Source organism: Aeromicrobium sp. Leaf289 (assembly GCF_001423335.1).
GTDB lineage: Bacteria > Actinomycetota > Actinomycetes > Propionibacteriales > Nocardioidaceae > Aeromicrobium.
The window spans coordinates 47,155-63,068 of the sequence record NZ_LMNK01000007.1; the positions used below are offsets into that span (position 1 = coordinate 47,155).

15 protein-coding genes are annotated in these 15,914 nt (G+C 71.2%); 9 read left to right on the top strand and 6 right to left on the bottom strand.

Annotated elements, in window-relative coordinates; translation table 11 throughout:
• The first annotated feature begins 271 nt into the window (after positions 1–271).
• Entirely contained in the window at positions 272–1,159 is an 888-nt protein-coding gene (locus tag ASF37_RS16495; protein WP_055969317.1) for a hypothetical protein, read from the top strand.
• Between the two features lie 16 nt (positions 1,160–1,175).
• On the opposite strand, the gene purU is transcribed toward ASF37_RS16495, so the two are convergent.
• The 5 genes from purU to galK are packed head-to-tail and all read right to left on the bottom strand — an operon-like array spanning position 1,176 to position 6,814.
• Positions 1,176–2,042: a formyltetrahydrofolate deformylase gene (purU, locus tag ASF37_RS16500; RefSeq protein ID WP_156368234.1), complete on the bottom strand. Its 867-nt coding sequence runs from the start codon at positions 2,040–2,042 to the stop codon at positions 1,176–1,178.
• 10 nt (positions 2,043–2,052) lie between these two features.
• Complete coding sequence (locus ASF37_RS16505; protein WP_055969314.1) at positions 2,053–3,588, bottom strand: DHA2 family efflux MFS transporter permease subunit; 1,536 nt, start codon at positions 3,586–3,588, stop codon at positions 2,053–2,055.
• Between the two features lie 54 nt (positions 3,589–3,642).
• On the bottom strand, positions 3,643–4,785 hold the full coding sequence (locus tag ASF37_RS16510) for a GNAT family N-acetyltransferase (protein WP_056581743.1): 1,143 nt from the start codon (positions 4,783–4,785) through the stop codon (positions 3,643–3,645).
• Between the two features lie 13 nt (positions 4,786–4,798).
• Positions 4,799–5,644, bottom strand: coding sequence for a prephenate dehydratase (locus tag ASF37_RS16515; protein ID WP_056581744.1), 846 nt, complete (start codon positions 5,642–5,644; stop codon positions 4,799–4,801).
• 48 nt (positions 5,645–5,692) lie between these two features.
• Positions 5,693–6,814, bottom strand: a complete 1,122-nt coding sequence (galK, locus tag ASF37_RS16520) for a galactokinase (RefSeq protein ID WP_055969304.1) — start codon at positions 6,812–6,814, stop codon at positions 5,693–5,695.
• A gap of 43 nt (positions 6,815–6,857) precedes the next feature.
• Between galK and trpS the strand changes: the two genes are divergently transcribed.
• Positions 6,858–7,880: a tryptophan--tRNA ligase gene (gene trpS, locus ASF37_RS16525; protein WP_156364671.1), complete on the top strand. Its 1,023-nt coding sequence runs from the start codon at positions 6,858–6,860 to the stop codon at positions 7,878–7,880.
• A complete protein-coding gene (locus ASF37_RS16530; protein ID WP_055969301.1) occupies positions 7,873–8,421 on the top strand; it encodes a 2'-5' RNA ligase family protein in 549 nt (182 codons plus the stop codon). The genes trpS and ASF37_RS16530 overlap by 8 nt, the downstream gene beginning before the upstream one ends.
• A gap of 24 nt (positions 8,422–8,445) precedes the next feature.
• On the opposite strand, the gene ASF37_RS16535 is transcribed toward ASF37_RS16530, so the two are convergent.
• Complete coding sequence (locus ASF37_RS16535) at positions 8,446–9,339, bottom strand: LysR family transcriptional regulator (RefSeq protein WP_055969299.1); 894 nt, start codon at positions 9,337–9,339, stop codon at positions 8,446–8,448.
• 92 nt (positions 9,340–9,431) lie between these two features.
• Between ASF37_RS16535 and ASF37_RS16540 the strand changes: the two genes are divergently transcribed.
• The 6 genes from ASF37_RS16540 (at position 9,432) to ASF37_RS17645 (ending at position 15,859) form a co-directional block, all read left to right on the top strand.
• Positions 9,432–10,148, top strand: coding sequence for a succinate dehydrogenase cytochrome b subunit (locus ASF37_RS16540; protein WP_055969297.1), 717 nt, complete (start codon positions 9,432–9,434; stop codon positions 10,146–10,148).
• Complete coding sequence (locus tag ASF37_RS16545; RefSeq protein WP_055969294.1) at positions 10,148–12,124, top strand: fumarate reductase/succinate dehydrogenase flavoprotein subunit; 1,977 nt, start codon at positions 10,148–10,150, stop codon at positions 12,122–12,124. Before ASF37_RS16540 ends, ASF37_RS16545 begins: the two co-directional genes overlap by 1 nt.
• A 13-nt stretch (positions 12,125–12,137) precedes the next feature.
• The gene (locus ASF37_RS16550; protein WP_055969292.1) at positions 12,138–12,884 is read left to right on the top strand and encodes a succinate dehydrogenase/fumarate reductase iron-sulfur subunit; all 747 of its coding nucleotides are present in this window, start codon (positions 12,138–12,140) and stop codon (positions 12,882–12,884) included.
• A gap of 846 nt (positions 12,885–13,730) precedes the next feature.
• Complete coding sequence (locus ASF37_RS16555; protein ID WP_055969289.1) at positions 13,731–14,141, top strand: MarR family winged helix-turn-helix transcriptional regulator; 411 nt, start codon at positions 13,731–13,733, stop codon at positions 14,139–14,141.
• Positions 14,142–14,157: 16 nt separating this feature from the next.
• Positions 14,158–15,540, top strand: a complete 1,383-nt coding sequence (locus ASF37_RS16560) for an MFS transporter (RefSeq protein WP_082481288.1) — start codon at positions 14,158–14,160, stop codon at positions 15,538–15,540.
• Positions 15,440–15,859 (top strand): SRPBCC family protein, encoded by a 420-nt coding sequence (locus tag ASF37_RS17645; RefSeq protein WP_235492890.1) that lies wholly within the window; start codon positions 15,440–15,442, stop codon positions 15,857–15,859. Before ASF37_RS16560 ends, ASF37_RS17645 begins: the two co-directional genes overlap by 101 nt.
• The last annotated feature ends 55 nt before the right edge of the window (positions 15,860–15,914 follow it).

A 15,914-nucleotide genomic window follows, 5' to 3' on the forward strand; every position in this document is an offset into this window, starting at 1 on the left:
TCTCAACATCCGGACTTCTCGGCCGAGGAGTGAGACGTCGTGCCAGGGCGAGCGTCGTGCGGGACCCGGGACACGCACACGGACGAGAACCGCGGCCCGTCACCCCCTGGATGCAACGGAACCGCGGCTCTTGGAATCAACCCTAGGACTCCGCGCTTCACACAGCGCTCCCAACGGTGTGAAGATTGCATGTGAATCACGCCTCACCCGCGAGCCCGCGCCATCGGACCGTCCGTCGGACACCCGGCGCTGCGCATGCCACGATCCCTGCATGACCGAGAGCCGGCGGTTCGCCGACGCCTTCTCCGACGCGCTGGACGCGCGCGGGGTCGGCCTGTCGTGGCTCCGGTCGCGCCTGGCAGACCGCGGGCACGCGGTGTCGCTGGCCGCCCTGTCCTACTGGCGCTCCGGTCAGCGGGAGCCCCAACGGAGGATCTCCCTGGAGGCGCTCGTGGCGATCGAGGAGCTGCTCGGCCTCCACCCGGGTGCGTTGTCATCGCACCTGCGTCGTCGTGGGCGGACCGGACCGGCACCGTTCGACGACCTGGTGGGCCTGGCGCGTCAGGTCGGCAGGGACCGTGGCCTCGTCGGCGAGGACGAGGTGGACCGCATCGCGTTCGACCTCGTCGTGGACGTCGACGCCGACCGTCGGATCAGCCAGGTGCGGGTGACGCAGGTCTTCGTGGCGGCCGTCGAGGGCGCTGCTGGCGTCACGATGTTCGTGGCGCCGGGCGTCGGCACGGGCACGACGGAGTTCGAGGGCCTGACGGACTTCGCCACCGACACGGTCATGCGAGCCGTCTCGGGCTGCTCGGTCGACGGCGTGGTCGACATCATCGACGGGATCAGTGCCGCACGCCTGAGGTTCGACCGACCCCTCTCGCTGGGGGAATCGGTGGTGACCGAGATCGTCCTGTGCCCGGTCACGGACGACTCGGCTCTCGACTCCGAGTGGGGCGCGGTGGCCGAGCAGCGTCTCGAGCAGTGCATGGTGTGGGTCCGCTTCCACCCCGACCAGCTGCCCAGCAGGTGCTGGGTCGGCTTCCAGGAGGCGGGGCTCGGCCACGAGTGGCCCGTGGCCCTCGACGGGGCCACCGGGCTCCTGCACCGGCAGACGGACTTCGGTCCCGGGCTGTGCACCGCTCGCTGGGAGTGGTGACCCGACCGACCGTGCGTCAGGCGAAGACGACGGTGCGCGGACCGTTCATGAGCACCCGCGACTCGGCGTGCAGGCGCACCGCCCGCGAGAGCGTCTGGGCCTCGACGTCGCGCCCCACGCGGGCGAGGTCGGCCGGACTCATCCGGTGGTCCACCCGCTGCACGCCCTGCTCGATGATCGGCCCCTCGTCGAGGTCGGCCGTCACGTAGTGCGCGGTGGCGCCGATGAGCTTGACCCCGCGGTCGTGGGCCTGGTGGTACGGCCGGGCGCCCTTGAAGCTCGGCAGGAAGCTGTGGTGGATGTTGATCGCCCGGCCGGCGAGCGCGCGGCAGAGGTCGTCGCTCAGGATCTGCATGTAGCGCGCGAGCACCACGAGGTCGATGTCGAGCTCGTCGACCAGGTCCAGCACGCGGGCCTCGACGTCGGGCTTGGTCTCGCGGGTGACGGGCAGGTGGTGGAACGGCACGTCGTAGGACGAGGCGAGCCGCTCGAGGTCGCGGTGGTTGGACACCACGGCCGGCACCTCGATGTTCAGGCTCCCCGAGCTCTGCCGGTAGAGCAGGTCGTTGAGGCAGTGCCCCTCCTTGGACACGAGCACCAGCGTGCGGGCGGGGCGCTCGGCCTCGACCAGGCGGAAGTCCATCGCCAGCTCGGCCGCGACGGGGGCGAAGCCCAGCGTGAGCTCGCCGGCGTCGCGACCGGGGCCGAAGTCGACGTGGAGGCGCAGGAAGAACTCACCGCTCGCGTCCGCGTCATCACTGGGGTCGGTGTACTGCTGGGAGTCCAGGATGTTGCCGCCGGTCTCGTGGATCCACCGGGTGACGGCGAAGACGAGTCCGGGGCGGTCCGGGCACGACAGCGTCAGGACGTGGGTGCTGGTCACCTGCCGAAGTCTAGGCAGCGGGCGGCGTCGCCGGCTCCGCGGTCGCCCGAGCGCTCGCAGCCGTCGCCGGTGGGGCCCCCTGGTGCCGCGGCCGCTCGAAGAAGAGCACGACGACGAGCCCGACGACGAACGCGATGGTGGGCAGCCAGAACGCCTCGGACATGGCGCGCGAGAACGCATCGGCCACCTGCGCCGGCATCGCCGCGCCGCCCGCCGACTGGAACGCCGCCGCGTCGCCGTCGAGACCGTTGGCCGAGAGCCGCGCACCGATCAGGGCGGCCACGGCCGCGCTGCCGAGCGCGGCGGCCACCTGTCGGGTCGTGTTGTAGACGCCCGCGCCCGCGCCGGCGGACGCCAGGGGGAGGTTCCGGGTCGCGGTGGCGCTGAGCGGAGCCCAGAGGAAGGCGTTGGAGACGCCGAACAGGGCCATCGGCAGCAACAGCTGCCACCCGGGTGTGGTCGGGTCGACGAGCGAGCCGAGCCAGCGCATGGCGACGGCGGCCGTGCCGAACCCCACGAGGGTGAGGATGCGCGGGTGGACGCGGTCGGACAGCTTGCCCACGACGGGCGAGAGCGCGAGCAGCACCACGGCCATGGGCGCCATGAACAGCGCGGCCTCCGTGGGGCTCCAGCCCCGCGCGCCCTGGGCGTAGAACATGAACGGCAGGCTCATCGCGGTGATGGCGAGCGAGACCATGGCGATGCCCAGGTTGCCCACCGAGAAGTTCCGGTCGCGGAACAGGCCCAGCGGCACGAGCGGCTCGGTGCGCACCCGGCTCTGCCAGACCACGAAGAGCCCGAGCACGAGGACCCCGACGCCGATGAGCAGCGGCACGCTGACCGGACCGGCGATCGTGCCCCAGTCGTACCGCTCGCCCTCCTGGATCCCGAACACGAGCAGGAACATGCCGGCCGCGCTCAGGGCCACGCCCAGCCAGTCGAAGCTGTGCGCGTGCGTCTCGAGGGTGGGCACGAGCCGCATCGCGAGCACGAACCCCACGATCCCGACCGGCACGTTGACGAAGAAGATCCACTCCCAGCCGGCCGCGTCGACGAGCACGCCACCCAGGATGGGGCCGACCAGCGTCGCGACGCCCGCGGTCGCTCCCCACAGCGCCATGGCGCTGCCGCGCTTGGCGGCGGGGAAGGTGCGGGTGATGACCGACATGGTCTGCGGCGTGATGAGCGACGCGCCGACGCCCTGCACGACCCGCGCGGCGATGAGCCCGCCGATGGAGTCGGTGAGGCCGCACCAGAGCGAGGCGAGGGTGAAGATCGCGAGTCCGACGAGGTAGACCCGCTTGGGCCCGAACCGGTCGCCGAGCCGTCCGGTGACGAGCAGGGGCACGGCGTAGGCCAGCAGGTACGCGCTCGTGACCCAGATGCCGCTGTTGTAGTCGGTCTGCAGGTCCTCGATGATCGCCGGCGTCGCGACCGAGACGATCGTGTTGTCGACGAGGATCATGAAGAACCCGATGACCATGGCCCACAACGCCGGCCAGGGGGAGGTCGCGGCGTCGACGGGGGCACGTGTCGGTTGGGTCACGCAACCAAGTGTGCAGGTCGACGCCGACGGAACCGCCGTCTCGTGGCGAAGGTCTCAGACCTCGTCGCGCAGCAGGTCGTAGGAGACCAGGTCGTCGACCGAGCCGTCGCCGAGCAGCTCGGCCTCGCGCTCGACCCCGATGCGCCGGAAGCCCGCCCGTTCGGCCACCCGGTTGCTGGCCACGTTGCCGGCTGCTGCCCGCAGGCTGAGGCGGTGCAGGCCGAGCGGCTCGTGGTCGGGCCCGTCGGCGGCGAGGGCGTGGCGCACGGCCGCGCGGACCGCCTCGGTCATGAACCCTCGACCCCGCGCGTCGGGGTGGGCCCAGTAGCCGACCTCGGCCGTCCCGGGGTTGGGGCCGTCGAGGTGCATGAGGGCGAGGTTCGCGACGAGCGCGTCGGTCTCGCGGTCGGCCACGGCCCAGGTGAGCTTGGACCCGATGGCCGCCTGCCAGGTGCAGTCGGCCAGGTACGCGCGCGCGACGTCGAGCGTGTACGGGCGCGGCAGGGTGTTCAACCAGTGCCCCGCGGTCTCGTCGCCGCACGCCTCGGCCACCCGGGCGGCGTCGGACTCCGCGAAGGGTCGCAGCCGCAACCGGTCCGTCTCGATCACGGGCGCGTCGAGCCAGCGCCCCCTGGGCACGGGGGCGTCGCCGAAGCGCAGCACCGCCGTCCAGGCGTCGAGGGTGCGACCCCGCTCGTGCAGCAGGGCGGGCGAGGAGCCCACGAGCTGGAAGCCGCAGGCGTGCGCCACCCGCAGGGAGGCCTCGTTGCCGACGTGCGCCCGCCAGTGGACCGACTCCACCGCGCACTCGGTGAACACGTGGTCGACGGCGAGGCGCACGGCCCGGGTCATCAGTCCGCGGCCGCGCGCCCACGGGTGCAGGGAGAAGCCGAGGTCGGCGACCGGTCCGCCCCGGACGTCGACGTTGCCGGCGAACCGGGCCCGTCCGGAGTCGTCGGCGGCCTCGACCACCCACATCCGCGCCGTGCCCTGGTCCCACGCCTCGGCGCCGATCTGCAGGGCGAACGCCTCGCTCATCTCGGGTGTGTTGGGCACCGGGACCGCGGTCCACCGCTGCATGTCGGGGTCCTGCGTCATCTCGTGCATCGACGCGACGTCGGCCGGCGTGGCCGCGCGCAGGGTCACCACGCCGTCGGAGAGGACGGGCACGGACAGCGGCCAGCTCAGGGAGTCCATCGGTCGGCTCGGCTCAGGCGGACTCGGCCCGGAACGGGTCGGCCGGGTAGACGCCGAGCACGCGGGTCTCGGTGGTGAAGAACGTGAGCTCCTCGAGGGCGCGCGCCACGTGCGGGTCGTCCGGGTGCCCGTCGACCTCGGCGAGGAACTGGGTGGCGGTGAACTCGCCCCCCACCATGTAGCTCTCGAGCTTGGTCATGTTGACGCCGTTCGTGGCGAAGCCGCCCAGGGCCTTGTAGAGGGCCGCCGGCAGGTTGCGCACGTTGAAGATGAAGGTCGTCACGACTGGTCCCGCGCCGGCGGCCGGGACGGCGGGCTCGCGCGAGAGCTCCACGAAGCGGGTCGTGTTGTGGTCCTCGTCCTCGACGTCGCGCGCCAGGATCTCGAGTCCGTAGATCTGCGCGGCGAGCGGCGGGGCGATCGCCGCCTGGCTGACGTCGCGGGCCTCGGCGATCTCGCGTGCGGCACCGGCGGTGTCGCCGGAGACGAGAGGCGTCCAGGCGTGCTGCTGGATGATCTTGCGGCACTGCCCGAGGGCGTGCACGTGGCTGTGGACCGTGCGCACGGTGTCGAGGGTGGTGCCCGGGACGCCCATGACCATGAACTGGATCCGCAGGAAGTGCTCGCCGACGATGTGCAGGCCCGACGTGGGCAGGAAGTGGTGGATGTCGGCCACCCGGCCTGCGATCGAGTTGTCGATCGGGATCATCGCGAGGTCGGCGTCACCACCGGTGACGGCCGCGAACACGTCCTCGAACGACGCGCAGGCCACGGCCTCGGCGTCGGGGTGGTGCTGCTGGCAGACGATGTGGGAGTTCGCGCCGGGTTCCCCCTGGTACGCGATGCGGCGGACGGTCACCCCGACAGTCTTCCACCCCGTGTGGGCGCGAGGCGGCCAGGAGGGACCTCAGGCGGTGCGGTGGACCCCGTCGGCGGCACGGACCGCGAACACCTCGGGCGTCTTCCAGCCCAGGGCGTCGTAGCGCTGCTCCACGAGCTCGCGCACCGGTCCCGCCTTGGCCTGCGGGACCAGGGCGATGGCCGAGCCGCCGAACCCGCCGCCGGTCATGCGGGCGCCGAGGGCGCCGGCCTCGAGGGCGGACTCGACCGCGACGTCGAGCTCGGCGCAGCTGACCTCGAAGTCGTCGCGCAGGGAGGTGTGCGAGGCGGTGAGGACCGTCCCGAGCTGCTCCCAGTCCTGCTCGCGCAGCGTGCGCAGGGCGGCCTTGACGCGAGCCGTCTCGGTGAAGACGTGCTGCGTGCGACGACGCAGCACGGGGTCGTCGAGCCGGACGAGCGCGTCGAGCCCGGCCTTCGCGAGGTGGTCGAGCCCCAGGGCCGACGCGGCCTCCTCGCACTGGGCGCGCCGCTCGGCGTACCCCCCGCCTCCGGAGGCGGCCACGTGCGAGTGGTCCACGCCCGTGGAGATGACCAGCAGCGAGAGGTCGGCCGCGGCCACGTCGAACGGGACGCGCTCGGGCTCGGCGTCGCCGAGCGGGTCGGTCACGACGGCCTGGCCCTCACGGCCGAACGTGACGGCCAGCTGGTCCATGAGGCCGGTCGGCGCCCCCACGAAGTCGTTCTCGGCGCGCTGGGCGAGGCGGGCCGCCGTGAGCGGGTCCAGGTCGAGACCGGCCAGGTCGGCGAGGGCGGACACGACCCCCACGGTGAGCGCGGCCGACGACGAGAGACCGGCACCGAGGGGCAGCGACGACTCGAGCACCAGGTCGCAGCCGGGCAGCGAGCCCTGGGAGCGCAGCGCCCACACCGCGCCCGCGGGGTAGGCGGCCCACCCGTCCGCCGCGACGGCGCCGTCGCCCGGTGCGACGTCGACCGTGAACGCCGCGCGCTCACGGCGACCGTCGGGCAGGGTGCTCCACACGTTGACCGCGTCGTCGTCACGGCGGCGCACCTTCAGGGTGAGGAAGCGGTCGATCGCGAAGGGGACCGACGGGCCCCCGTTGTAGTCGAGGTGCTCCCCGATGAGGTTGACCCGACCCGGAACCTGCCACGTGCGTACGTCGTCCACCCGCCCGAGCCTAGGACCTGACCGGCAGAACCTCACTGGCAGAATGCACAGCATGTCCAGCAGCACCCGTCCCCGCTCGCTGTCCGGCATCCAGCCGACGGCCGAGTCGTTCCACTTCGGGAACTACCTCGGGGCGATCCGCCAGTGGGTGGGCCTGCAGGACGACCACGACGCGTTCTACTTCATCGCCGACCTGCACGCGCTCACGGTGCAGCCGGACCCGGCAGCCCTGAGGGCACGGACCCACGCGTCGGCGGCCCAGCTCCTCGCAGCCGGCGTCGACCCCGAGCGGTCGGCACTGTTCTGCCAGAGCCACGTGCCCGAGCACACGCAGCTGGCGTGGATCTTCAACTGCCTCACCGGCTTCGGCGAGGCGGGTCGCATGACGCAGTTCAAGGACAAGAGCGCCAAGGGTGGCACCGACAAGTCCAGCGTCGGGCTGTTCACCTACCCGATCCTGCAGGCGGCCGACATCCTGCTCTACAACCCGCACCACGTGCCCGTGGGTGAGGACCAGCGCCAGCACCTCGAGCTCTCCCGCAACCTCGCGCAGCGGTTCAACCATCACTACGGCGAGACGTTCCGCCAGCCCGAGCCGTACATCCTCAAGGACGCCGCCAAGATCGGCGACCTGCAGGACCCGACCGCGAAGATGAGCAAGTCCGGCTCCTCGCCCAACGGGATCGTCGACCTGCTCGACGACCCGAAGAAGGCGGCGAAGAAGATCCGCTCGGCCGTCACCGACTCCGGCGACGAGATCCGGTTCGACCCCGAGGGCAAGCCCGGCGTGTCCAACCTGCTCACCCTGTACTCGGCCGTGACCGGCACGTCGGTCGACGACGTCGTCGCCGAGTTCGAGGGTCGCCAGTACGGACACCTCAAGGTGGCCCTCGCGGACGTGGTGGCCGACTTCGTGGCCGGCTTCGGCGAGCGCACGCGGGCGTACCTGGACGACCCGGCCGAGCTGGACCGGGTGCTCGCCCGGGGCGCGGCGCGGGCGCGTGAGGTGGCGGCGCCCGTCGTGGCCGACGTGTACGACAAGGTCGGGCTCGTCCGCGGTGCCTGAGCGGGGCGGGGCGGGCGCGTCGCGCACGTTCGGGGTCGCGATCTCGGTCCCGGAGCCGCACGGCGAGGAGCTGCGCGCGCACCGGGCCGCGTTCGGCGATCCGCTCGCGGAGCAGATCCCGAGCCACATCACGCTGCTGCCGCCCGACGTCGTGGCCGGTGACGAGCTGGACCGACTCGCCGGTCGGCTCTCCGCGGTGGCCGCCCGGACGGCTCCGTTCGAGGTCGACCTCAAGGGCACGGGCACCTTCCGGCCGGTCTCGCCCGTGGTCTTCGTGGCGGTGAGCCGAGGCATCTCCGAGGCGGAGCTGCTGGTCGCGGAGCTGCGCGAGGCCCTCGCGGCGCCGGAGCCGGAGTTCCCGTACCACCCGCACGTCACCGTCGCCCACCACCTCGACGACGCGGCGCTCGACCGCGCCTACGCCACGCTCGAGCACTTCGCGTGCACCTTCACGGTGGGCGAGATCGCGCTGTACCTCCACGAGCCGGACGCGGGCTGGTCGACGTACCTGTCCTTCCCGCTCACCGGTTCGCAGGACTGACCGCCGCCCGTGCGCGGGCGAGCGTCAGCCGGGTTGCTGCAGCGACAGCAGCAGCTCGTCGTGGAAGGCCAGCGCGGCGAGCTGGAGGGTGTCGCGGCGGTGGGCCAGGGCGATCTGGCGCGACAGGGACGGGTTGCGCAGCGCCACGGGCCGCAGGCCCGGTCGGTTGGCCAGCACCATCTCGGGGACGACCGCGTAGCCGAGACCGGACTCCACGAACCGCAGGACCGACAGCATCTCGCCACCCTCGACGGAGATGTGCGGGGAGAAGCCCGCCTGCGCGCACGCCGTCAGCGTCGTCTCGCGCAGGTCGTAGCCGGTCCGGAACATGACGAGGGGCAGGTCCCGCAGGGCCGCGACGTCGACCGCGGACGGGAGCGCGTCGTCGGCGGTTTCGTCGGAGGGTGCGGCGAGCACCAGCCGGTCGCGCCGCAGGGGCACCGTCTCGATGTCGGGGCGGGTCTCGGACAGCGGCGTGATGAGCAGGGCGAGGTCGAGCCGCCCCTGCGCCAGCTCGTGCGTCAGGACCCGTGAACCCCCTTCGTGGACCTCGAGCTCGATGAGGGGGTGGGTCTCGTGGAACCGTGTGAGCACCTCCGGCAGGAGCCCGTCGCAGATCGACGGGGTGGCGCCGAGCCGCACCCGTCCGCGCCGCAGACCGGCGACCTCGTGCACCGCACGCTGCGCCGACTCGACGTCGATGAGGATGCGCTCGGCATGGGGCAGGAGCGCCTCGCCGGCGCTCGTGAGCTCGATGCCGCCGGGCTGGCGGACGAACAGCGGCGTGCCCAGGGAGTTCTCCAGGACGCGGACCTGCTTGGAGAGGCTGGGCTGTGCCACCCCGACCAGCTCGGCAGCGCGCGTGAAGTTGCGCGTGCGCGCCACCGCCACGAAGTAGGAGAGCTGCTGGAACTGCACGGGCCGAGCCTACAACGTGATAGCCGGAGGCTATGAAGGTTGCCCTCATCATGACTTAGCGCTCAGGTGTGCTTCAGGGTTACGGTGCGTGCGTGGCCACTACTCTGACTCGCGCGTCGGCGCGCAGGTCGACCGTCGTGCTCAAGTACACGATGGCCGTGTCCGGGCTGATCATGCTCGGCTACCTGCTCGTCCACATGTACGGCAACCTCAAGTTCTTCCAGGGCAAGGAGTACTTCGACTCCTACCTCGAGGGACTGGAGAACATCTTCTATCCCTACCTGCCGCACGGCGGGGCGCTGTGGATCCTGCGGGTCGTGCTGCTCGTCGCGCTCGTCGCGCACGTGTACTGCGCGATCACGCTGTGGCGTCGCAACAAGGTCGCGGCCGGCTACACCGGCACCACGCGCTACCACTCCAAGCAGAACCGCACGGGCATCCAGCGCTCCTACGCCTCGTTCACGATGCGCTGGGGCGGCGTGATCCTGCTGCTGTTCATCATCGGCCACCTCGCGCAGATGCTGCCGAACTGGCTGTCCCCGGGCGGCGCGTCCGACAGCAAGTACGAGCGCGTGGTCAACGGCTTCGAGATCTGGTGGGTCGTGCTGCTGTACACGATCGGCCTGGTCGCGGTCGGCTTCCACCTGTGGCACGGCTTCTGGAGCGCCCTCACCACGCTCGGCCAGAACCGCAGCAGCACCCGCAAGGACTCGACGATCACCATCGCGTCCTGGGTGCTGTCGGTGGTCATCGCCGGCGGCTTCCTCGTCGTCCCGTTCGCGATCTTCTTCTTCGGAGCTGGTTCCTGATGACCGACACCTTCACCCCCACCGGGGCGGCCGAGCAGTTCATCGAGCACGGCGACCCCATCGCCGACGCCAAGGCGCCGAGCGGCCCCATCGAGCGTCGCTGGGAGCAGCGTCAGTTCGACGCCAAGCTGGTCAACGCCGCGAACCGACGCAAGATCAAGGTCATCGTCGTGGGCACCGGTCTTGCCGGTGCGTCCGCCGCCGCCACCCTCGGCGAGGCCGGCTACCACGTCACGAGCTTCTGCTACCAGGACAGCCCGCGCCGCGCCCACTCGATCGCCGCCCAGGGCGGCATCAACGCCGCCAAGAACTACCGCAACGACGGCGACTCGGTGTACCGGCTGTTCTACGACACGGTCAAGGGCGGCGACTTCCGCTCGCGCGAGTCCAACTCCTACCGCCTCGCCCAGGTGTCGGTGAACATCATCGACCAGTGCGTGGCGCAGGGCGTGCCGTTCGCGCGTGAGTACGGCGGCCTGCTCGACAACCGTTCCTTCGGTGGCGTGCAGGTCTCCCGCACGTTCTACGCCCGCGGCCAGACCGGCCAGCAGCTGCTGATCGGTGCCTACCAGGCGCTCGAGCGGCAGGTCGCCGCCGGCACGGTCGACGTGCACACCCGCCACGAGATGCTCGACCTCGTCATGGTCGACGGCAAGGCGCGCGGCGTCATCGTCCGCGACATGGTGACCGGCGAGATCGAGTCGCACACCGCCGACGCCGTCGTGCTGGCGAGCGGCGGCTACGGCAACGTCTACTTCCTGTCGACGAACGCCATGGGCTGCAACGTGACCGCCACCTGGCGCGCGCACCGTCGCGGCGCCTACTTCGGCAACCCCTGCTACACGCAGATCCACCCGACCTGCATCCCCGTCTCGGGCGACTACCAGTCCAAGCTGACGCTGATGAGCGAGTCGCTGCGCAACGACGGCCGCATCTGGGTGCCCAAGAAGGCCGGCGACGACCGCCACCCGCGCGACATCCCCGAGGACGAGCGCGACTACTACCTGGAGCGCATCTACCCGGCGTTCGGCAACCTGGTCCCGCGCGACATCGCCTCGCGTGCGGCCAAGTACCAGTGCGACGACGGCAAGGGCGTCGGTCCGGGCGGGCTCGGGGTCTACCTCGACTTCGCCGACGCGATCGAGCGCATGGGCCGCCCGGCGGTCGAGGCCAAGTACGGGAACCTGTTCGACATGTACGCCCGGATCACCGGCGAGGACCCGTACAACGAGCCGATGCGCATCTACCCGGCCGTGCACTACGTCATGGGCGGGCTGTGGGTCGACTACGACCTGCAGAGCAACCTCGAGGGCCTCTTCGTCACCGGCGAGGCCAACTTCTCCGACCAGGGCGCCAACCGACTCGGTGCCTCCGCGCTGATGCAGGGCCTGGCCGACGGCTACTTCGTGCTGCCGACCACCATCGCGAACTACCTCGCGGACGGCCCCTTCGAGCCCGTGGGCGACGACCACCCGGCCGTCACCGAGGCGCGCGAGGCCGTCGAGGAGCGCATCTCCGCACTGCTGGCCGTCGACGGCAACCGCACCGTGGACAGCTACCACAAGGAGCTGGGCCACATCATGTGGGAGTACTGCGGCATGGAGCGCAGCGAGGAGGGCCTGATCAAGGCGATCGGCCTCATCCGCGAGCTGCGCGACGACTTCTGGAAGAACGTGAAGGTCACCGGCGAGGCCGAGGAGCTCAACCAGACGCTCGAGCGTGCCGGCCGGGTCGTGGACTTCTTCGAGCTCGGCGAGCTGATGTGCATCGACGCGCTGAACCGCGAGGAGTCGTGCGGCGGCCACTTCCGCGCCGAGAGCCAGACCGAGGACGGCGAGGCCCTGCGCCACGACGACCAGTTCGCCTACGTGGCGGCGTGGGAGTTCAACGGCGCCGAGGGCGGCCAGAAGCCGATCCTGCACAAGGAACCCCTCGAGTACGAGTACGTCGAGATGAAGGCTCGGTCCTACAAGTGAACGGGAGCTGCAAGTGAAGATCACCGTCAACGTCTGGCGCCAGAAGAATGCCGAGACGAAGGGCCAGATGGTCGGCTACGGGCTCGACGACGTCTCCGAGGACATGTCGTTCCTCGAGATGCTCGACGTGCTCAACGAGCAGCTGACGCTCGCCGGCGAGGAGCCGGTCGCCTTCGACCACGACTGCCGCGAGGGCATCTGTGGATCGTGCGGCGTGGTCATCAACGGCATCGCGCACGGCCCCGAGGTCACGACCACGTGCCAGCTGCACATGCGCTCGTTCAAGGACGGCGACGTCATCGACATCGAGCCGTGGCGGGCGGGCGCGTTCCCGATCGTCAAGGACCTCGTCGTCGACCGCGGCGCCTTCGACCGGATCATCCAGGCGGGCGGCTACATCAGCGTCAACACCGGCTCGGCGCCGGAGGCCAACAACCTGCCCGTGCCGAAGGAGGACGCCGACCACGCGTTCGCGGCGGCCACCTGCATCGGCTGCGGTGCCTGCGTGGCGGCATGCCCGAACGGCTCGGCCATGCTGTTCACCGCGGCGAAGGTGACGCACCTCGGCCTGCTCCCGCAGGGCCAGCCCGAGCGCGAGTCCCGCGTGGTCGACATGGTCGCCCAGCACGACGCCGAGGGCTTCGGCTCCTGCACCAACATCGGTGAGTGCACGGCAGCCTGCCCCAAGGGCATCCCGCTCGACGTCATCTCGCGGCTCAACCGCGACCTGCTCGGCGCCCTCGCCGCCGGCAACGCCTGAGCACGCACGCTCCAGCACCACCCTGACCGCCCGTCACCGCTCCGGTGGCGGGCGGTCGTGCGTCGTGGGGGCGGGCTGCGGGGTGGTCGTCGTGGGGTGGGGCAGCGTCGCCGCGTGCGATGGATCTCGCGTCCGGCCAGCGTCGGTGGCGGGGGTGCTCGGGTAGGGGCTGCGTCCGCTCGGCCGTCTCGGGGTCGGGCTCCGAAAGGGCCTCGACCGGGCGACTCCCAGCGCCTCGGCCGATCCTGCGGGCCGTCTTCTGCGCTCTTCCCCCTCGAGCGGTGACTTCTCCACCGAATGGACCGACCGGCAGGGCTGCGCGGTGCAGATTCCACCGTCTCGGCGCCGAGACGGTGGAGAACTCACCGCCCGGACGGGGAATCGGGGGAGAACTCACCGCGCGGGCCGTCATCGGTGGATTCTCAACCGCAGCACGCTTCCTGATGTTGAGGATCCACCACCCGAGCCGGTCCGGACTCGTCATCGGTGGATCGTCAACCGCAGGACGCTTTCTGCGGTTGAGGATCCACCGATGGGGGGCGAAGGACGGCGAGCTCGACCGCGCCGAGAGCCTCTGTTCCGTCGAGGCCTTTCGGAGGCCGCACCCACGACGACCCGCAGCAGCGCGGCCGCAGGTCGAGGCCGACCGCAGCAGCGCAGCCGCAGGTCGAGCCCGACCGCAGCAGCGCAGCCGCAGGTCGAGCCCGACCGCAGCAGCGCAGCCGCAGAACGAGCCCGACCGCAGCAGCGCAGCGGCAGGTCGAGCCCGACTGCAGCAGCGCAGCCGCAGGACGCCGAGATCGTTGCAGATTTGAATTAGCATAGTTAATGACCTAGGCTAAGGATATGCCTACCGACTCCCAGAACCTCGCGCTGGCGGTGGCCCGACTCAACCGCAGGCTCCGGCAGGAGCGGCACTCCGACCTGACCCCGACGCAGATGTCCGTGCTGGGCACGCTGCGCCAGATGGGCCCGACGTCGCCGTCGTCGATCGCCGCCCGTGAGCGCGTGAGCGCCCCCAGCGTGACCCGCACCCTGAACTGCCTCGCCGAGGACGGACTCGTCGAGCGCGCACCCCACCCCCAGGACGGTCGACAGGTCGTCGTCAGCCTCTCCGACCTCGGCGAGAAGACCCTGGCGGAGGAGCGGAAGCGACGCGACGCGTGGCTGCACCAGCGGCTCACGAGCCTCGATGCCCGCGAGCGCGCCGTCCTGCGCGAGGCGGCGGCGATCCTCACGCGGATCACCGACTCATGAGGGCGGGGGTGGACTCGTGAGTCCCACCTTCCGCGCCCTGCACGTCCGCAACTTCCGCGTCTACGCCGCCGGTGCCATCGTCTCGAACATCGGCACGTGGATGCAGCGCGTCGCCCAGGACTGGCTGGTCCTCCAGCTGACGTCGAGCGGCACCGCGCTCGGCATCACCACCGGGCTGCAGTTCCTCCCGGCGCTGCTGCTGTCGCCCGTGGCCGGGGTGGTGGCCGACCGGTTCCCCAAGCGGACGGTGCTGCGCTGCACCCAGGTGGCCATGGCGATCCCCGCCGCCGTCCTGGGCGTGCTGGCGATCACGGGTGCCGTCGAGGTCTGGCACGTCTACCTGCTGGCGTTCGTCTTCGGCGTCGGCACCGCGTTCGACGCCCCCGCACGCCAGTCGTTCGTGGTCGAGATGGTCGGACCGGAGGACCTGTCGAACGCGGTGGGCCTCAACTCCGCCTCGTTCAACTCCGCCCGCATGGTCGGCCCGGCGCTCGCCGGCCTGCTCATCGCGGCCGGCGGTTCCGGGGTCGAGGCGACCGGCTGGGTCATCCTCGCCAACGCCGTCAGCTACCTCGCCGTCATCGCGTCGCTGCAGAAGCTCGACCCGGCACGCCTCGCCCCGGCGCCCGTCATGGGCTCGCGCAAGGGGGCGGTCCGCGACGGGGTGCGTTACGTCCGGTCCCGACCCGACCTCGTCCTCGTGCTGACGATCGTGTTCGCCGTCGGCACCTTCGGCCTGAACTTCCAGATGACCAGTGCCCTGATGGCCACCGACGTCTTCGAGAAGGGGGCGGGGGAGTACGGCATCCTCGGCTCGATCATGGCGATCGGCTCCCTGGCCGGGGCCCTGCTCGCCGCCCGACGTGAGCGCCCACGCCTGCGCTTCGTGGTGGGCGCCGCCATCGCCTTCGGCGTCGTCGAGATCGTCGCCGGTCTCATGCCCGGCTACCTCTCGTACGCTCTGGTGCTGCCGGTGCTCGGGCTCTGCGCCCTCACGATGATCACCGCGGCCAACGCCACCATCCAGATCACCACCGAGCCGGTCATGCGTGGCCGGGTGGCGGCGCTCTACCTGATGATCTTCATGGGTGGCACGCCGCTCGGGTCGCCGTTCATCGGCTGGGTCGGTGAGACCTTCGGGGCCCGGTGGACGCTCGTCGGCGGCGGCGCGCTCTCGCTGGTCGGGGTCGCCCTGGCGCTGCTCTGGTACGCGCACCGTCGCCAGATCGACCGGCAGGAGCTCCACGCCATCGCGACTCGCCTACGCTCGCAGCATGGACGTCGAGCGCACCTTCCACCTGTCGCGGCCGGTCGAGGAGGTCTTCGCCTACCTCAGCGACTTCGAGAACACCGAGCACTGGGACCCCGGCACGATCGAGACGACGCGCCTGTCGGGTGACGGCGGCATGGGCACCCGGTACGCGAACCGGTCCCGCTTCATGGGGCGCACGGTGGCGCTCGAGTACGAGACCGTCGGCTACGACCCGCCCACGTTCTTCGCCTGCCGTGGGGTCAACGGGCGCACGACGGCCACCGACGTCATGACGTTCACGCCCGACGACAGCGTGGAGGGCGGGGGCACGCAGGTCCACTACCGGGCCCAGTTCGAGTTCCCGTTCCTGCTGCACGCCCTCGCGCCCCTCGTGCTCAAGCGGCCGATCGAGAGGCTCGCCGACGAGACGATCGAGCAGATCCAGCGCGCCCTCGGCCGACCGTAGGACGATGACGGCGTCGGCGGTCCTGGACGGCGTCCGCGCCGATCGCCGGCCGGGG